17 protein-coding genes are annotated in these 14,441 nt (G+C 39.4%); 9 read left to right on the forward strand and 8 right to left on the reverse strand.

Annotated features, from left to right (window positions below; all coding sequences use genetic code 11):
• The first annotated feature begins 23 nt into the window (after nucleotides 1–23).
• From EHW67_RS12475 to rocD, 4 genes are all read left to right on the forward strand, one after another.
• Nucleotides 24–1,214: a glycoside hydrolase family protein gene (locus tag EHW67_RS12475; protein ID WP_158285123.1), complete on the forward strand. Its 1,191-nt coding sequence runs from the start codon at nucleotides 24–26 to the stop codon at nucleotides 1,212–1,214.
• Between the two features lie 84 nt (nucleotides 1,215–1,298).
• Nucleotides 1,299–2,372: a glycoside hydrolase family protein gene (locus tag EHW67_RS12480; RefSeq protein ID WP_126162729.1), complete on the forward strand. Its 1,074-nt coding sequence runs from the start codon at nucleotides 1,299–1,301 to the stop codon at nucleotides 2,370–2,372.
• 2 nt (nucleotides 2,373–2,374) lie between these two features.
• Nucleotides 2,375–3,274: an endonuclease/exonuclease/phosphatase family protein gene (locus tag EHW67_RS12485; RefSeq protein WP_158285124.1), complete on the forward strand. Its 900-nt coding sequence runs from the start codon at nucleotides 2,375–2,377 to the stop codon at nucleotides 3,272–3,274.
• A gap of 143 nt (nucleotides 3,275–3,417) precedes the next feature.
• Nucleotides 3,418–4,698 (forward strand): ornithine--oxo-acid transaminase, encoded by a 1,281-nt coding sequence (rocD, locus tag EHW67_RS12490; RefSeq protein ID WP_126162731.1) that lies wholly within the window; start codon nucleotides 3,418–3,420, stop codon nucleotides 4,696–4,698.
• A gap of 53 nt (nucleotides 4,699–4,751) precedes the next feature.
• Here rocD and EHW67_RS20505 read toward each other — a convergent pair whose 3' ends face one another.
• The 4 genes from EHW67_RS20505 to EHW67_RS12510 all read right to left on the reverse strand — a co-directional run bounded on the left by EHW67_RS20505 (nucleotide 4,752) and on the right by EHW67_RS12510 (nucleotide 6,130).
• Nucleotides 4,752–5,042: a DUF2752 domain-containing protein gene (locus EHW67_RS20505; RefSeq protein WP_202911973.1), complete on the reverse strand. Its 291-nt coding sequence runs from the start codon at nucleotides 5,040–5,042 to the stop codon at nucleotides 4,752–4,754.
• A 115-nt stretch (nucleotides 5,043–5,157) separates the two neighbouring features.
• Nucleotides 5,158–5,442, reverse strand: a complete 285-nt coding sequence (locus EHW67_RS12500) for a CD225/dispanin family protein (RefSeq protein WP_126162732.1) — start codon at nucleotides 5,440–5,442, stop codon at nucleotides 5,158–5,160.
• Nucleotides 5,443–5,479: 37 nt separating this feature from the next.
• Nucleotides 5,480–5,818, reverse strand: coding sequence for a CCC motif membrane protein (locus tag EHW67_RS12505; protein WP_126162733.1), 339 nt, complete (start codon nucleotides 5,816–5,818; stop codon nucleotides 5,480–5,482).
• 9 nt (nucleotides 5,819–5,827) lie between these two features.
• Nucleotides 5,828–6,130 (reverse strand): DUF2752 domain-containing protein, encoded by a 303-nt coding sequence (locus EHW67_RS12510; protein ID WP_238389917.1) that lies wholly within the window; start codon nucleotides 6,128–6,130, stop codon nucleotides 5,828–5,830.
• Nucleotides 6,131–6,189: 59 nt separating this feature from the next.
• Between EHW67_RS12510 and EHW67_RS12515 the strand changes: the two genes are divergently transcribed.
• Together EHW67_RS12515 and EHW67_RS12520 are read left to right on the forward strand one after the other, a co-directional pair.
• Nucleotides 6,190–6,381, forward strand: a complete 192-nt coding sequence (locus EHW67_RS12515; RefSeq protein WP_126162734.1) for a hypothetical protein — start codon at nucleotides 6,190–6,192, stop codon at nucleotides 6,379–6,381.
• Nucleotides 6,381–6,929 carry a Smr/MutS family protein gene (locus EHW67_RS12520; protein ID WP_126162735.1) on the forward strand — a complete coding sequence of 183 codons (549 nt, stop codon included), beginning with the start codon at nucleotides 6,381–6,383 and terminating at the stop codon, nucleotides 6,927–6,929. Before EHW67_RS12515 ends, EHW67_RS12520 begins: the two co-directional genes overlap by 1 nt.
• Here EHW67_RS12520 and EHW67_RS12525 read toward each other — a convergent pair whose 3' ends face one another.
• The gene (locus EHW67_RS12525; protein ID WP_126162736.1) at nucleotides 6,930–7,439 is read right to left on the reverse strand and encodes a hypothetical protein; all 510 of its coding nucleotides are present in this window, start codon (nucleotides 7,437–7,439) and stop codon (nucleotides 6,930–6,932) included.
• A gap of 133 nt (nucleotides 7,440–7,572) precedes the next feature.
• Between EHW67_RS12525 and EHW67_RS12530 the strand changes: the two genes are divergently transcribed.
• A complete protein-coding gene (locus EHW67_RS12530; protein WP_126162737.1) occupies nucleotides 7,573–8,721 on the forward strand; it encodes a cysteine desulfurase family protein in 1,149 nt (382 codons plus the stop codon).
• Here EHW67_RS12530 and EHW67_RS12535 read toward each other — a convergent pair.
• The 3 genes from EHW67_RS12535 to EHW67_RS12545 form a co-directional block, all read right to left on the reverse strand.
• The gene (locus tag EHW67_RS12535) at nucleotides 8,718–9,371 is read right to left on the reverse strand and encodes a hypothetical protein (RefSeq protein ID WP_126162738.1); all 654 of its coding nucleotides are present in this window, start codon (nucleotides 9,369–9,371) and stop codon (nucleotides 8,718–8,720) included. The two genes, EHW67_RS12530 and EHW67_RS12535, sit on opposite strands and share 4 nt — an antisense overlap.
• Nucleotides 9,372–9,472: 101 nt before the next feature.
• The gene (locus EHW67_RS12540; protein WP_126162739.1) at nucleotides 9,473–11,941 is read right to left on the reverse strand and encodes a TonB-dependent receptor; all 2,469 of its coding nucleotides are present in this window, start codon (nucleotides 11,939–11,941) and stop codon (nucleotides 9,473–9,475) included.
• A gap of 4 nt (nucleotides 11,942–11,945) precedes the next feature.
• A complete protein-coding gene (locus tag EHW67_RS12545; protein ID WP_126162740.1) occupies nucleotides 11,946–13,634 on the reverse strand; it encodes a M23 family metallopeptidase in 1,689 nt (562 codons plus the stop codon).
• 196 nt (nucleotides 13,635–13,830) lie between these two features.
• Between EHW67_RS12545 and EHW67_RS12550 the strand changes: the two genes are divergently transcribed.
• Both EHW67_RS12550 and EHW67_RS12555 read left to right on the forward strand, forming a co-directional pair.
• Nucleotides 13,831–14,121 carry a hypothetical protein gene (locus tag EHW67_RS12550; protein WP_126162741.1) on the forward strand — a complete coding sequence of 97 codons (291 nt, stop codon included), beginning with the start codon at nucleotides 13,831–13,833 and terminating at the stop codon, nucleotides 14,119–14,121.
• 14 nt (nucleotides 14,122–14,135) lie between these two features.
• Entirely contained in the window at nucleotides 14,136–14,432 is a 297-nt protein-coding gene (locus tag EHW67_RS12555) for a cell division protein ZapA (protein ID WP_126162742.1), read from the forward strand.
• The last annotated feature ends 9 nt before the right edge of the window (nucleotides 14,433–14,441 follow it).

The raw sequence follows: 14,441 nt of genomic DNA on the forward strand, positions 1-14,441 counted from the left end.
AACTGTCTATCCTGGTCTTGACCATGACAGTTACTTTTTTATGTAACGCCCAACATATAAGGGTGGTCCCTAATAAAATAAATGCCAAAATGGTGGATGTCTTGGAGTGTCCCAATAAAATAATGGGCGCGTCCATATTGCAAATTCCTGGTTATTTTGTTTGGGGTGGCAGTGTGGTAAAGGGTGATGACGGTAAGTATCATATGGTTTTTTCTATTTGGGAAAGTGGAACGGAAGGAGGTAGTTTTGTCAAGGATTGGGTGCTGCAGTCCAAAATTGGTTATGCCGTTTCGGATTATCCGGACAGGGATTTTAAGTTTCAAAAAATAGTGTTGAAAGGTACGCGTTACCAAGGGGATCCTTCAGCCTGGGATGCCCAAATGGTACATAATCCCCACCTTAAAAAGTTTGATGGAAAGTATTATCTGTATTATATAGGAGGCAAAGACCCTGGCGAACAGCCCAAGGGGTCCAAAGCGGAAAATTTAGACCAACGATCAAGGGTGCAACAATCCCTTTGTATAGGGGTCTTGGAATTTGATAGTTTTAAAAATTTGCTTGCAGGCAATTTTGATCGCCCTAAACAGCCACTTTTAAGTCCACGTACAAGGGTTAAACCAAATAATATCCTAAATGTTTCGCCAATAGGTACGGTGGCAAAACCAGATAATATTATAGTAGTAAACCCCTCTGTGGTCTATAACCCAATTACCCAAAAGTACATGCTGTATTTTAAGGGCAATGTCTATGAGCCTCACTGGAAGGGCGTTCATGGGGTGGCTATTGGCGATACACCGCAGGGTCCTTTTAAACCTTTGGATTTATTTGTTTTTGATGTTAGAATGCCCGATGGTACTTTGGCAAGTACCGAAGACCCATATGTCTGGTACTCCAAGAAACTTCATCAATTTATGGCGATAGTAAAGGATTTTTCAGGAAGACTAACTGGGTATAAAAAGACATTGGCTCTTTTGTCATCCAATGACGGAATAGGTTGGAATTTGACAAGAAATCCACTTTTTATGAAAAGGGAGTTACGTTTGTTGGATGGATCGGTCACCAAGGTGGATAGATTGGAACGCCCTCAATTGTTGTTGAACAACGATGGCATTCCCCAATATTTGTACGCTGCATCCGCTTTGGAAAATGTAAATGCTAAAAATGATGGCAGTTCTTTTAATGTACAAATTCCATTGGAAGTTGTTATCGAATAATATTGAAGTTAATCATTAAATCAGACATCAAAGCCATATCAGCCGCGAATTATCGATAACCTAAAAGTAAATTGAACAATACAAATGAAATACATTGTAAAATTGTTTGCTATATACATACTCTTGGTCATTGATACTGGGTATGCTCAAGACAAACCTGTTCGGATGCCCCTATCTTTTATTGCCCAAAATTTGGAATACAAGGGGGTTGCAGTTAAAGATGATAATTATACCTTTTGGGGTTGCGCCCCTGTAATGGATGAGGCAGGAAAAACGCATTTATTCGTCGCGCGTTGGCCAGAAAAAAATGTTAATCCCGCATGGAGAAAATCTTCCGAAATTGCACATTATGTTGCCGATTCACCTGAAGGTCCTTTTATATTTTCAGATGTGGCCATAAAAGGCACTGGAACAGATACCTGGGATAAATATGCACCACACAATCCAGAAATCAAAAAGCTGGGTAAAAACTATGTATTACTGTATATTGCGAATACTGATTATCACCAACCACCACATCCAGGTAATCAACGTATTGGAATGGCTATTGCAAAATCTCCTTATGGTCCGTGGAAAATAGTAGGCAAGGACGGGATGGTCCTAAATGCCGAAAATCCTCAGAACTGGAATTATAAATCCAATATGGGAGTGGCTAACCCCACCTTTTTGGAAGTAAATGGAAAATATTATTTGTATTTTAAAACCAAAACCACGGAAGGGGTGCTAAAGTATGGCTTGGCTATTGCCAATAAATTAAAGGGCCCTTATGTTATTCAAGATAAACCGGTTACCTCCAATAAGGGTACCTTGGAAGACGGAACCGTTTTTGCTTATCAGGATTTTATTTATTTGTTGACTACGGATAATCATGGTCAAAATACGGGTATAGCTGGTGGTGGTACGCTCTGGAAGTCCAGGGACGGCATTGGTTTTAATTTGGAGGACGCCACGGTTGGTTATGATCTATTGCCAACCTATTATAAGGACTATGATCCTAAAAAGGCAATGAAGATATATGGTATTGCTCCCAAGCTGGAGCGCCCCAAAATTTTAATGATAAATAATATCCCGGCCTATTTGTACGGCCCATCCGGGTGGAATATTTTTGGCGGAGATAGAACTGTAGGCCATGTTTTTAAAATAAATATAAACGAATGAATATGCGCAATATTTTTTGGGTTCTTGTAATGCTCCCGTTAATTTCAACGTCCCAAGACAATAAAAACGATTTTAAAATTATCACTTACAACATATGGAACGGTTATGACTGGGGGAAGGATAATGAAAGAAGGGTAAAAGTACAAAATTGGCTAGAAGGTCAAGCTCCAGATGTTGTGGCCCTGCAAGAGCTATGTGCCTATACCCCCGAAAAGCTTCGCGAAGATGCCCAAGCATGGGGCCATGATTATTCTATCTTGTTAAAGACCAGCGGATACTCTGTGGGGCTAACCTCCAAATATCCCATAGAGGTAAAAGAAAAGATAATGGAAGGCATGCACCATGGGGCATTGCACTGTACTACTAATGGAATAGACGTTCTTGTAGTACACTTGCATCCTGGAAGTATTGCCAGAAGAAGGGAGGAGGCCGAAATTATTAGTAAAAAACTCAATGCTATAGCTGCAACCACCTCAAAGTATGTGGTGTTGGGGGATTTTAATGCCCATTCACCTTTAGATGCCCATTTGTACGATGAGGATGGGAATTTATTGAACAGATTGCGTAAATCCAACGAGGGTAAAGGAATAGAAGGTAATCTTGTGAACGGCGATTTGGACTATGCCGTAATGTCCAGATTTCTTTCCCTGCCCTTATACGATCCAGTAGAGAAACATACTGCAGGATTGATGGAAAGAGGAAGTTTTCCGGGAAGGGTATTAGGTGAGGTAAATCAAGAAACTACTAAACAACTTCTTTCACGTATGGAAAGGATAGATTTTATGCTGGTTTCACCGGAATTGTCTGCTAGTTGTCTCAAGGCTAAGGTCCACAATGGGGCAAGTACTTGGTTTTTGTCCGATCATTATCCTGTTAGTGCCACTTTTAATCTAAAAGATTGATTGGCAGGTTTTTCCTAACAAAAATCAATGCCAAAAATTTTAGGATGCAAGTAACAATTCGTAATTTGCAATCTCTACATTAGATGGATGATTTCTCTCCCCAAGAAGGAATTGCTAAAGTTTTATTTAAAAGTTATTTAATCATGTCGGTTTTAGAAAAATTATCGTCTAAAGATGCCATTGCATTGGAAGAAGAATTTGGAGCACACAACTATCATCCGTTACCTGTTGTTCTAAATAGGGGAGAAGGAGTATTTGTTTGGGATGTTGAAGGAAAAAAGTATTATGATTTTTTATCAGCTTATTCAGCGGTAAATCAAGGACATTGCCATCCCAAAATTGTCAATGCCATGGTACAACAGGCACAGACCTTAACATTGACCTCTAGGGCTTTTTATAACGATATGCTAGGGAGGTTTGAGAAGTATGCTTCCGAGACTTTTGGCTTCGATAAGTTCCTGCCTATGAATACTGGGGCAGAGGCCGTGGAAACTGCTATTAAAATCTGTAGAAAATGGGCCTACGAGAAAAAAGGGGTTCCTGAAAACAAGGCAGAAATAGTGGTTTGTGAAAATAATTTTCATGGTAGAACCACAACAATTATCTCATTTTCGAATGATCCGGTGGCCAGGAAAAATTTTGGACCCTACCCCGAAGGTTTTATAAAAATTGAATATGACAATTTATCAGCCTTGGAACAGGCCTTGAAAACTAATAAAAACGTTGCAGGGTTCTTGGTAGAGCCCATTCAGGGCGAGGCAGGAGTATTTGTTCCATCGGAAGGATATCTTTTAAAGGCAAAGGAACTGTGTAAGAAGTACAACGTACTTTTTATTGCCGATGAGGTGCAAACAGGAATAGCCCGTACAGGAAAATTACTGGCTACATGTGGTAATTGCAGCTGTCCGGATAGGCATTGTAGTGGGACGCCGGAGGTGAAACCCGATATATTAATTTTGGGAAAGGCACTTTCAGGAGGGGCTTATCCCATTTCCGGGGTTTTGGCCAATGACGTAATCATGGAGGTGATAAGACCCGGAAGCCATGGTAGCACCTTTGGGGGCAACCCAGTGGCGGCGGCAGTTGGTATAGCTGCTCTTGAGGTAGTAAAAGAAGAAGGGCTTGCCGAAAATGCTCATCAGTTGGGCGAGTTGTTTAGGGAAGAACTCAATAAGTTTATACCCACTTGTAGTATTGTAAAATCCGTTAGGGGAAAAGGCTTATTAAATGCCATTCTGATAAACGATACCGAAGAAAGCTCCACTGCTTGGGATATTTGTCTGGCCTTAAGGGATAATGGTCTTCTGGCAAAGCCAACGCACGGCAATATAATACGATTTGCACCTCCCTTGGTAATGAATCGGCAACAACTCTTGGACTGTGTGGATATAATCACCAAAACGCTTGAAGAATTTGATAAATAATTATCCCGTAGACTTAAATGCTGAGCCCGTTGTACTTGTTATAACGGGCTTTTTTATTGCCCTGGAGCCAATAGGGTAAAAGGATATACGGCTACATTTCTTAAAATAGTGAATAAGGTAATGATAACGAAGAGCAGTATTGGTGTTTTGGGATGGTAAAGCAGGTCTGGCATTACTGCTTTTATTTTGTGCGGGGCGTAATATCTAGCCCAGTGATAGCCAAGCAATAGAATTGCAGGGATAAAAAGAAGATTGTGCTGGGCAACACCAAGAAAATTAAAGTGCAACAAGTGATGTAATGCCCTTTGGCTTCCGCAACCCGTGCAATAGAACCCTGTAGCCATTAAAAATGGACATTTGGGAAAATAATGGGAGTTAATGGGGTTGATAAAAAAATAGAGGAGCAATATCCCTAAGGATACTACTCCTAAAATAATAACTTTAGATATGTGCTTCTTGTTAGAAATCACCAGTACTCATTAGCCCACCAATAATTGCAAATCCAAAAATGGCAATGTATAGAATCCAAAAGAAACCAGCAATCGCCATTCCTACAATGGCCCATGTTTTGGCATTTTTGGAAGCCTTCTCGGCCTGTTCGTAGTTTCCAAGGGCATACGCCTCATTTACTTTTGCCGCATTTACAATACTCACAATACCAGGTATTAAACAGCAAAAAACGGTACTGATAATGGCCAGGACCAAATAGTTGTTCGGTTTGGGCCTACTTTCAAAGTTCTCCATGAAATTTTGGAATATAATTAATAATAATTTCGCTCAATTATTGGACGTTTTGGAAATAATCTTCCATTCTTTCCCTCATAAGTTCTTCGTCCTGTAGGGCATCCCAACCAATGATAGAAATGATCCAAATGAAAAATATTATGACGAGTATGTTTAGGACAATGCCAATAATGGATAAGGTTTTTCCTAGCTTAACATTGTTGTATCCCTCATAATTACTGGGGTTCACGGCATATAGATTAGTGGCTTTATTGGCTAAAATAAGGCCTACAATTCCAAAAATAAGTCCAATTATCCCATAGCAGCAACAGGTGACAATAGAAATAATTCCGAAAACTAAAATAAGGGTTGCATTGGGTAGTTTTTGTTGTTCCATATCAGTATTTTAATGAATTAGATGAATCATTTTATATATATAGCTCACAATGATGATTCCTACGTTGAGGTAGAGAAGATAAAGTTTGATCTTAAAGGCATTTTTTATATTGAAAAAAAATGATGTTCCAACAAAACCAACTAATAAAAGTAAGGTGTATATGGCAGGATATATTTTTAGGGCATCATAGAAATTTCCGTCCAAAAGATAGGATACGGAACGTTGTATGCCACACCCTGGGCACTCTATGCCAAAAATCCGCTTGTTCATACAAGGGAGCATATAGTTTTCCAGTTCCAAAAGAAGTGCCATCGGGATTAATTAAAGTGCTAATATAATTCTTTACCGAAAAATACTATTATTTTTGGGCAATGAAAACAAAACGAACCTTTTATTTGGTGCTCATAGTAGTGGGAGTGGTCATTGCTAGCTTGGGGGAGAAATATATGCAGGAAGAGTATGCACTGAGTATAGGTTTTGCCCTGATGATGTTGGGATTGTATAAAACTACCCAATTGTGGAGTAATGATAAATTGGAGGATAAGGAAAAAGAGGATAACTAATGAGCTTTAAGGTTGGGGATCAAGTTGAAGTCTTGGATGATACTACCCAAGGTGTTGTGGTAAAAGTTGACGGTAAGAAAATTACCGTTGAAACTACCGAAGGTTTTCTGTTACATTTTGTGGCTTCTGAATTATTAAAAATTGGCGGGTCTAGCCATATAAAAGTTTCCAATTATGAAGTAGCCCAAATAAAGGCCGAAAAGGAAATCCCAAAAAATAGACATAGCAAAAAATTACGGCCCAAAGAGCGCAATGCCCCAAAGATGGAAGTGGATCTGCACATCAATAAACTAACACCGTCCACCAAGGGCATGAGTAATTATGAAATGCTAAATATACAATTGGATACAGCCAAAAGGCAATTGGATTTTGCAATTCGCAAAAAGATACAAAAGGTAGTATTTATTCACGGAGTGGGGGAAGGGATACTAAAGGAGGAATTGCAATACCTATTTAAACGATATGATAATATTAGGTATTATGACGCAGATTATCAGAAATACGGTATGGGCGCCACAGAGGTATACTTTTTTCAGAAAACCCTGTAATTATTGAGTTGTGACCGTTCCAAAGTCGTTAATGCTTAAGTCCGTGATCCGCTGATCATTGGAGTTGTTGATCAAGGTAATCTCGCTTAGTCGTATGCTGTGTTCATAGGAGGTAACATCATCTTCCACTTTTTGGACCGTGGTAATAAGCACATACCCGCTAGTAGCCTCAATCTCTTCTATTACCGTTGGGTCTGTTACCGGAATTGTGTCGCAAAAATAGTTCTCACTAACATCATCGGAAAAGATACGATAGGTAATTTTGGTATTACTGGATAAGGCATATGATACCTCACCATCGGAAGCCTCATTTTTTAGCGCACCACTTTCAAGGGTAAGTATTAATGCCTCACTGCCTACGAGCTTAAAAAATAAGGTTGTGCCAGTGGTAACGCTACTGCCACAATATTGAATATCGCTATCGTCAAAATTGATTGTTTCAATTTGCAAGTCACCATCATCGCAGGAAAAGAGCGCTAGGGATAAAAGGAAAATCAATGCATTTTTCATGCTTCAAATTTAATTGAAATATAGTTTATAAACCTAGAGGTTTGCTCTCAATTTGCTTGAAATTAACTTTATTTCAAGTATTTTTGCACAACCTTAAGGTAAGGTAAATGATTCTTAATCTATTTAAATTGCAATGGAAAAGGTTTATTTGGATAGTGCTGCCACCACACAGCTCAGACCAGAGGTAATATCTAGAATGCAGGAGGCGCTGACCCAATGTTATGGGAACCCTTCCTCTACGCATAGTTTCGGGAGGTCGGCCAAAACGGCCATAGAGAAGACCCGGAAAACCATTGCAAAATATCTAAATGCCCACCCTTCAGAGATTATTTTTACCTCCGGAGGTACCGAGGCTGATAATATGATCCTTAGGTGCGCTGTTAGGGACTTGGAAGTTACCACCTTAATAACTTCCAAAATAGAACATCATGCCGTATTGCATACAGCGGAGGCTTTGGAGAAGGAATATGGAGTAAACTTGCTCTATGTGGATTTGGATGAATTTGGGAACCCGGATCTAGGACATTTAAAGTCACTACTGCAAAGGGATAATACCAAGAAATTGGTGAGTTTGATGCACGTGAACAATGAAATTGGCAATATTGTCAATATAAATGCCATTGGTGATCTCTGCGAGGAACACCGTGCGTTGTTCCACTCTGATAGCGTGCAGTCTATTGGGCATTTTGCTTGGGACGTACAGAAAACGAAAGTCCATTTTCTTACGGCTGCCGCCCATAAATTTCACGGTCCCAAGGGTATTGGGTTTGCTTTTATTAAAAGAAATGTAGGTCTAAGACCACTTTTGGTAGGCGGTGCCCAAGAACGGGGCTTTAGGGCTGGTACGGAACCTTTTCATAATATCGTAGGGTTAGAGACCGCCTTTGTGTTGGCCTATGATAAGTTGGAAGAGGAGATGGCATATGTTACCGAGTTAAAGCGATATTTTATAGAAAAAATCAGCAAGGAAATTCCCGGGGTAGCCTTTAATGGCCTTTCTGGAGAAATGGTGAAAGGTACATATACCTTGGTAAATGTTCGCTTACCCTTTGATGCAGAAAAGGCCATGATGTTATTGTTTCATTTAGACCTAAAAGGCATTGCATGTTCCAAAGGAAGTGCTTGCCAGTCCGGTAGTGATATTGGGTCCCATGTGCTCAGTCAAATTCTTTCTGAAGAGGAAATGGAGAAACCCTCATTGCGGTTCTCATTTTCCAAGTTTAACACCAAAGAAGAATTGGATTATGTTATTGGGGTTTTAAAAGATTTTGGAAGCCATTAGCTTTTTTTGCGGTCGCGTGGTCGTTCCCGGTCATACGGGAATTTTCTAGAAGCCAGTTTCATCATTAGTTCAATGAGGTCGTTTGTGTTTTTACCGGATTTTTTGTTAATACGTTTTTCGTATTTCCATAAAAGTTTTCCAGTGGCCCCATCACTAATCTTTACACCTATACGCCCGTAATTGGCATCCCCGTTAATATAATCCAACAAGCTGAATTCTGTTGGAACCCCTTTGGACAAAAGGACGTTTAAATCGAGCGTGCCACTGATAAGGCCATCTACCCCCAAAATATTGCACAGCTCCTTAACACTGTGGACGTCAATATTTTCATAGGTAATATTGTTCTTTTGTAGAATAGCGTTGGTGTTTTTGATATTCTGAAATTCAACTGAAAACTTCTTTTTCTTCTTCCTTTTGGAAAAATAGGTTTCCAATGCATCTTGTACGGCATAACCTTCTTTTTTTTCCAATCCCCTTAATTCCATATCGGGGATATTATCCTTTAATTCCAAATTTGTCAAAAACGGGATAATCGCTAAGTTCTGGTGTTCACGGCTCAATTCATCAAATTTATCGCTCTCATAAATGTTTTTTTGAGCCGATGCGGCAACAGATAGAAAGGTAAAAATGATTATAACTATATTCTTCATTAATTGTTGTTTATTTTTTTTGGTGTCCAATTTATTCAAAATCCCATTGATATCTTCATCATATAAGGTTGGCCAAATATTAATAGTTGTTTGTCTTGTCCTTAAAACCGCATTTCTATTTTAACATTTAAAATTCTACCGGTCATGAAATTGGGCACGGCAAACTGTTGATTGTTTACCAGGTCCCTGACCCATGTATTGGTAATGGAATTCTGATTGTTGAACAAATTATAAATCTCAAACCCCCCGTTTAATTCTTTAAAAAGACGTAAAAACGAGTTGTTGTCATATTGTTTGTTTGCTCCGACAAAAATATATGAAATTCCTAAATCTGCACGTTTATAATCCCTTAATCTGTTCTGATATTCATAGGGACTGGCATAACTGGGGGATCCTCCGGGCAAACCGGTATTATATGTTAGGTTGAGGTACATTTTAACATCAGGTACTTCTGGCATATAATCCTGGAATAGGATCCCCATCTTTAAACGTTGGTCTGTAGGCCTGGAAATATAGCCTCGGTTGTCTATGTTTTCCTCTGTTTTTAGGTATCCTAAACTAAACCAGGATTCCGTGCCGGGAACAAAAGCACCGTTTAATCTAAGTTCAGCGCCATATACGTAAGCACTGGCATTGTTCTGGGCTGCATACCGTATACGCACATCTTCCAAGGTGTAGGGGTTTACGTTTTGGAGGTTTTTATAATAGGTTTCGCCCAGAAGGGTGAAGGGCCTTTGCCATAATTTAAAACCATATTGGGTGCCCATTACAATTTGAAGAGACTTTTGGGCCTCCACTTCAGGATGGACCACACCATCACTATCCCTTAGTTCCCTATAGAAGGGAGGTTGCTGGTATACCCCTCCAGAAATACGGAACAATATGTCCTTTTCCCAATTGGGTTTCATTGAAAATTGTCCTCTTGGGCTAATTATAGTATGGGATATACGTTCTATATCTATTCCATCTACCACCCAATGGCTAACTCTAGAACCTAAATTGAAATAGAGGCTATGCCCCAACCATTGGCCACGTCTACTATATTGCACAAAGCTGGATAATTTATTGGTCTGTACGTTATTTTGGGCCGTAATACCTTCTATAGGTAAAACAGGGGCTTCATAAGCCGTTGCCGGTTCATTGCGGTCGTATCCAGAACCTGGAGGGCGCAGCGTAAAGCCTAAGGAGTCTATAAACTCGGATTCCCTAATATGGTCACGTATATCGGTATGTTCATATTTTAATCCCCAATCCAATGCATTGTCATTTTTGGAATACCGTCCTTTGTGTTCAATATTAAAAATTTTGGCATCCAAAATATTTCTTGCCCTATTGAATTGAGTGGCCAAGCCATTGATGGTAGTGGGAGTAAGAGGATTGTCACTATCAGTTTCTGGATTTAGATCCTCCAGTTTGTATTGTGCAATTATGTCGGAATACTCTTGTTCCTTATTGTAATATAAGCTCGAAATGAGCTTTAGATTGGTATGCTCGTTAATTTGATAATCAGCTTTGAGGGAGTTAAGGGCAGTGGTGTAGCGGTCTTTTTCCTGTCCGGCGTAATAAACGGTTAGAGTTTTAATATCTGTCAGTGTCCCAAATTTGGTTTGTCTGGAAAAAGGCTCGTTTCTGTAATTGTTTACAGACAGGTTGCCTAGATAGCTTACCTTCAATTTTGGGGAAAGTACCAAGGTGCTAAATTGTTGGATGTCAAAAAACAACGGATTGTAGTTGCCCTTGGTGTTTTGGCTGTTTACCAAGGCGCTGTTGTCCCTGGATCTTATACTGGTTATGGAGGCTAATTTTTTGTTTTTGGACACCCCTTCCAGTGTAAAGGCTGTTCCTAATAAGGAAGCCTTTACTTTTATCCCGAAAGATACGGGGGTCTTATATGTAATATCCAAAACCGAGGAAAGTTTGTCTCCATATTTGGCTTGGAAGCCCCCTGCAGAAAACTTTAGGTTTTCTACCATATCACTGTTTATGAAACTAAGACCCTCTTGTTGACCGGATCGAATAAGGAAGGGGCGGTAAATCTCAATACCGTTGGCATAAACCAAATTTTCATCAAAATTACCACCACGGACCATATACTGGGTACTTAATTCATTGTTGGAGGTAACACCTGGTAATAGCTTAAGGATATTCTCGATTCCTGCATTGGCACCAGGGATGTTCCGCACTGTTTTTGGTGATATGGTGGTAATTCCCTCTGCCCTTCTATTTCCCGAAGGGGTTACTACCACTTCGGCAATGGTAAATACCTTTGTTTTTAAAACCGGATTAAATTCGTAATGCTCATTTGTATTGAGGATGAGGTTTTCCAAAATCAACTTTTGGTTACCTAAATGGGAGAAGGTGATGTTGGTTTCCTTGTCTGCCGTTATTTCCAATAAGTAAAAGCCCTGTTCATTAGAGAATGTCCCCGTGCTTCCACTGCTAATGTTCACTTGGGGGATGGGAATTTGGTTTTCATCAAAAATAACCCCGGTTATCGTCGCCGTTTGCCCTTGAAGCACGGATGAAGACCAGGAAATAACGACAAGAAATAATAGTTCAAAGGTTTTCAAAGTTTTATTTTCTGTAAAACATACTCGTAAAAGTACTACTGTTACCTACATTGTCTGTAACAACAACCTTAAGTTCACATTGTTTTTTATCCAATATAAGATCGTCAAAATTATAGGTAATGGTATTGGTTTTTGGTTCGTACTCTAGAAGAATCCATTCTCCATTGAGCGTGGCATTGTAGGTGTTTATGCCGCTAAGGTCGTCACTGATCCTAAGGCTTAAATAGCTATAGTTGGTAAGCCATTGTTTATTTTTAAAATTTTTGGGACTTATCTTTGGGGCAATGGTATCCTTGGCCAAGGTATAGGTTCCCAGGTTCCTGGTTCTGGTAGAGAAGGTAGATCCCCTTTTATAGGTAGAGCTATAGCTTGGCGTCATATCTTGGTTTAATCGGCCAATAAAAAGTTGTTTCTTTTCTTTTTCACTGTATTTGGACACATCAAAAGTAATGGTGAAATTTCTATGGGCAGGAACGGTATTGTTGTGTATGGTTATGGTATCAGACCCATTTTTTAGATCCATATAGAAATTCTCGTAGAATGTATTGGCCGGAAAATACACTTTAGCGGCACCTAGGTCAAAATTATTTGGTTTTTTGGCAATGATATAGTTGTCGGTCTTCTCCTCAGATTTTGAAATTTTCACTTCCTGTCGCTTGCCTTCAACCGGGATGACCAGTTTGGTAAGGTTTCCCGCCAAATCGGTGATATGTATTTCTACCTTATAGGAGAGTCCTTCTGCTACTTCGATTTTTCCTTCATTGTAAATACTGCGGTATATACTTAATAGGTTGCTCGGATCCTTAAAACATTTTTGGATTCTTTCCCTCTGCGTACTATAATGGGGGTAGTCTATCAAGGTATTTATATATCGACTTTCGGAAAAAGAAAAGGTTTCAAAATCATAATCGGTGTATGTTTTTCCATTTACTATTTGTTTTACCGAATATACGCCATTCTTGTTTGCGGCCAGATCCTGACGGTCAAAAGTGTTGATGCCGAAGCCTATAGTACCTGCGGCCAAAACCTTATCGGCTAAAAAAGTACCATCACTTTGTCTGTGGTATCTGAGTTTTATTTTTTTTTCGCTCTGATTAACTTGGGCATCTTCAGATAAGGGGTAGGCATAGACATTGAGAAGGGTGGGGTCTGTAGCATCCCGGACTTCTATGCCGTGCAATAGGGGATTGGTAGGCATTTCTGAGGCACTATTTCTAATTTCGAAATGAAGATGCGGCCCGGCAGATCCGCCAGTATTTCCGGTATAGGCAATGAGATCCCCTTTTTGTACCTTAATTTCAGAGTAATCCAGGAACATTTCAACCTCGTAGGATTGCTTTTGATATTGTACTTTTTTTACATACTCCTCAATTTTGGGAGAAAATTTTTGAAGATGCCCATATACAGAGCTAAAGCCGTTGGGGTGGGCTATGTACACAACTTTTCCGTAGCCCCATTCGGATACCTTTATCCGGGTGATGGTACCATCGGCTATGGCATAGACAGGTAATCCCTGCCGCTGTTGGGTTTTGATATCTATACCGGCATGAAAATGATTGGAACGCAATTCACCAAATGTACCCGATAGAATTATAGGGATATCTAAAGGGGGACGAAAAAAATCCTTGGGATACGGACCTTGCCCAAATAAGAGTGACGTAAATAAAAAAAGACCAGCTAGAATACCTTTCATAAAAAAAAATAATTGGTACGAATGTAATTAATACCGCTCTAATTGAAAAAAAAGAGGGTGTTATAAAAAATATAAAAGGATACAAAATGTATTCCCAAATATAGGTCTGTAATATTACTTCAAGAATAATTGAAAAAAGAATTGCTAAGTATAGTGAGGTATGTTAACTTTGTGTAAAATGCATTGATATTTGCAAATGAGTGAATTGGTAGATATTGTTGATTCTTTAGAAAATAAAATAAGTAAATTGTTGCATAAGTTAGAGCTTCTGCACAGTGCGAACATTAAATTGGAAGAGGAATTGGTTTCTGTAAGAAATGATCATGAAGCTACCAAAGCTTCTGTTAGTGAATGGCAGGAGAAATATAATTCATTGAAATTGGCAAATTCTATGCTGGGCAGTGAAACAAATAAGACCGAAGCTAAGCTTAAGATAAACACATTAATAAGGGAGTTGGACCATTGTATAGCCCAACTATCGGAATAATGTAAAGTAGAAATATGGCAGACAAGCTCAAGATAAAACTTTCTATAGCAGATAGGGTTTACCCGCTAACCATAGATCCCGCTCAGGAGGAAGGCTTAAGAAAGGCAGCTAAGAACATTGAGCAGCTGGCAAAGAAATTTGAGCAGAATTATGCCGTTAGGGACAAACAGGATGTGCTGGCTATGTGTGCACTTCAGTTTGCCTCAAAAATAGAGCAAAAAGGAATAGACCAATCTGAAGGTGTGAAGGAAGCTGCAGAGCGACTCAAAGCGCTGAATATTTTGGTGAGTTCCAAGTTAGGTATTAAATAACGTTCTTTA

The sequence above is a fragment of the Arenibacter aquaticus genome, from assembly GCF_003957295.1.
GTDB classification, from domain to species: domain Bacteria; phylum Bacteroidota; class Bacteroidia; order Flavobacteriales; family Flavobacteriaceae; genus Arenibacter; species Arenibacter aquaticus.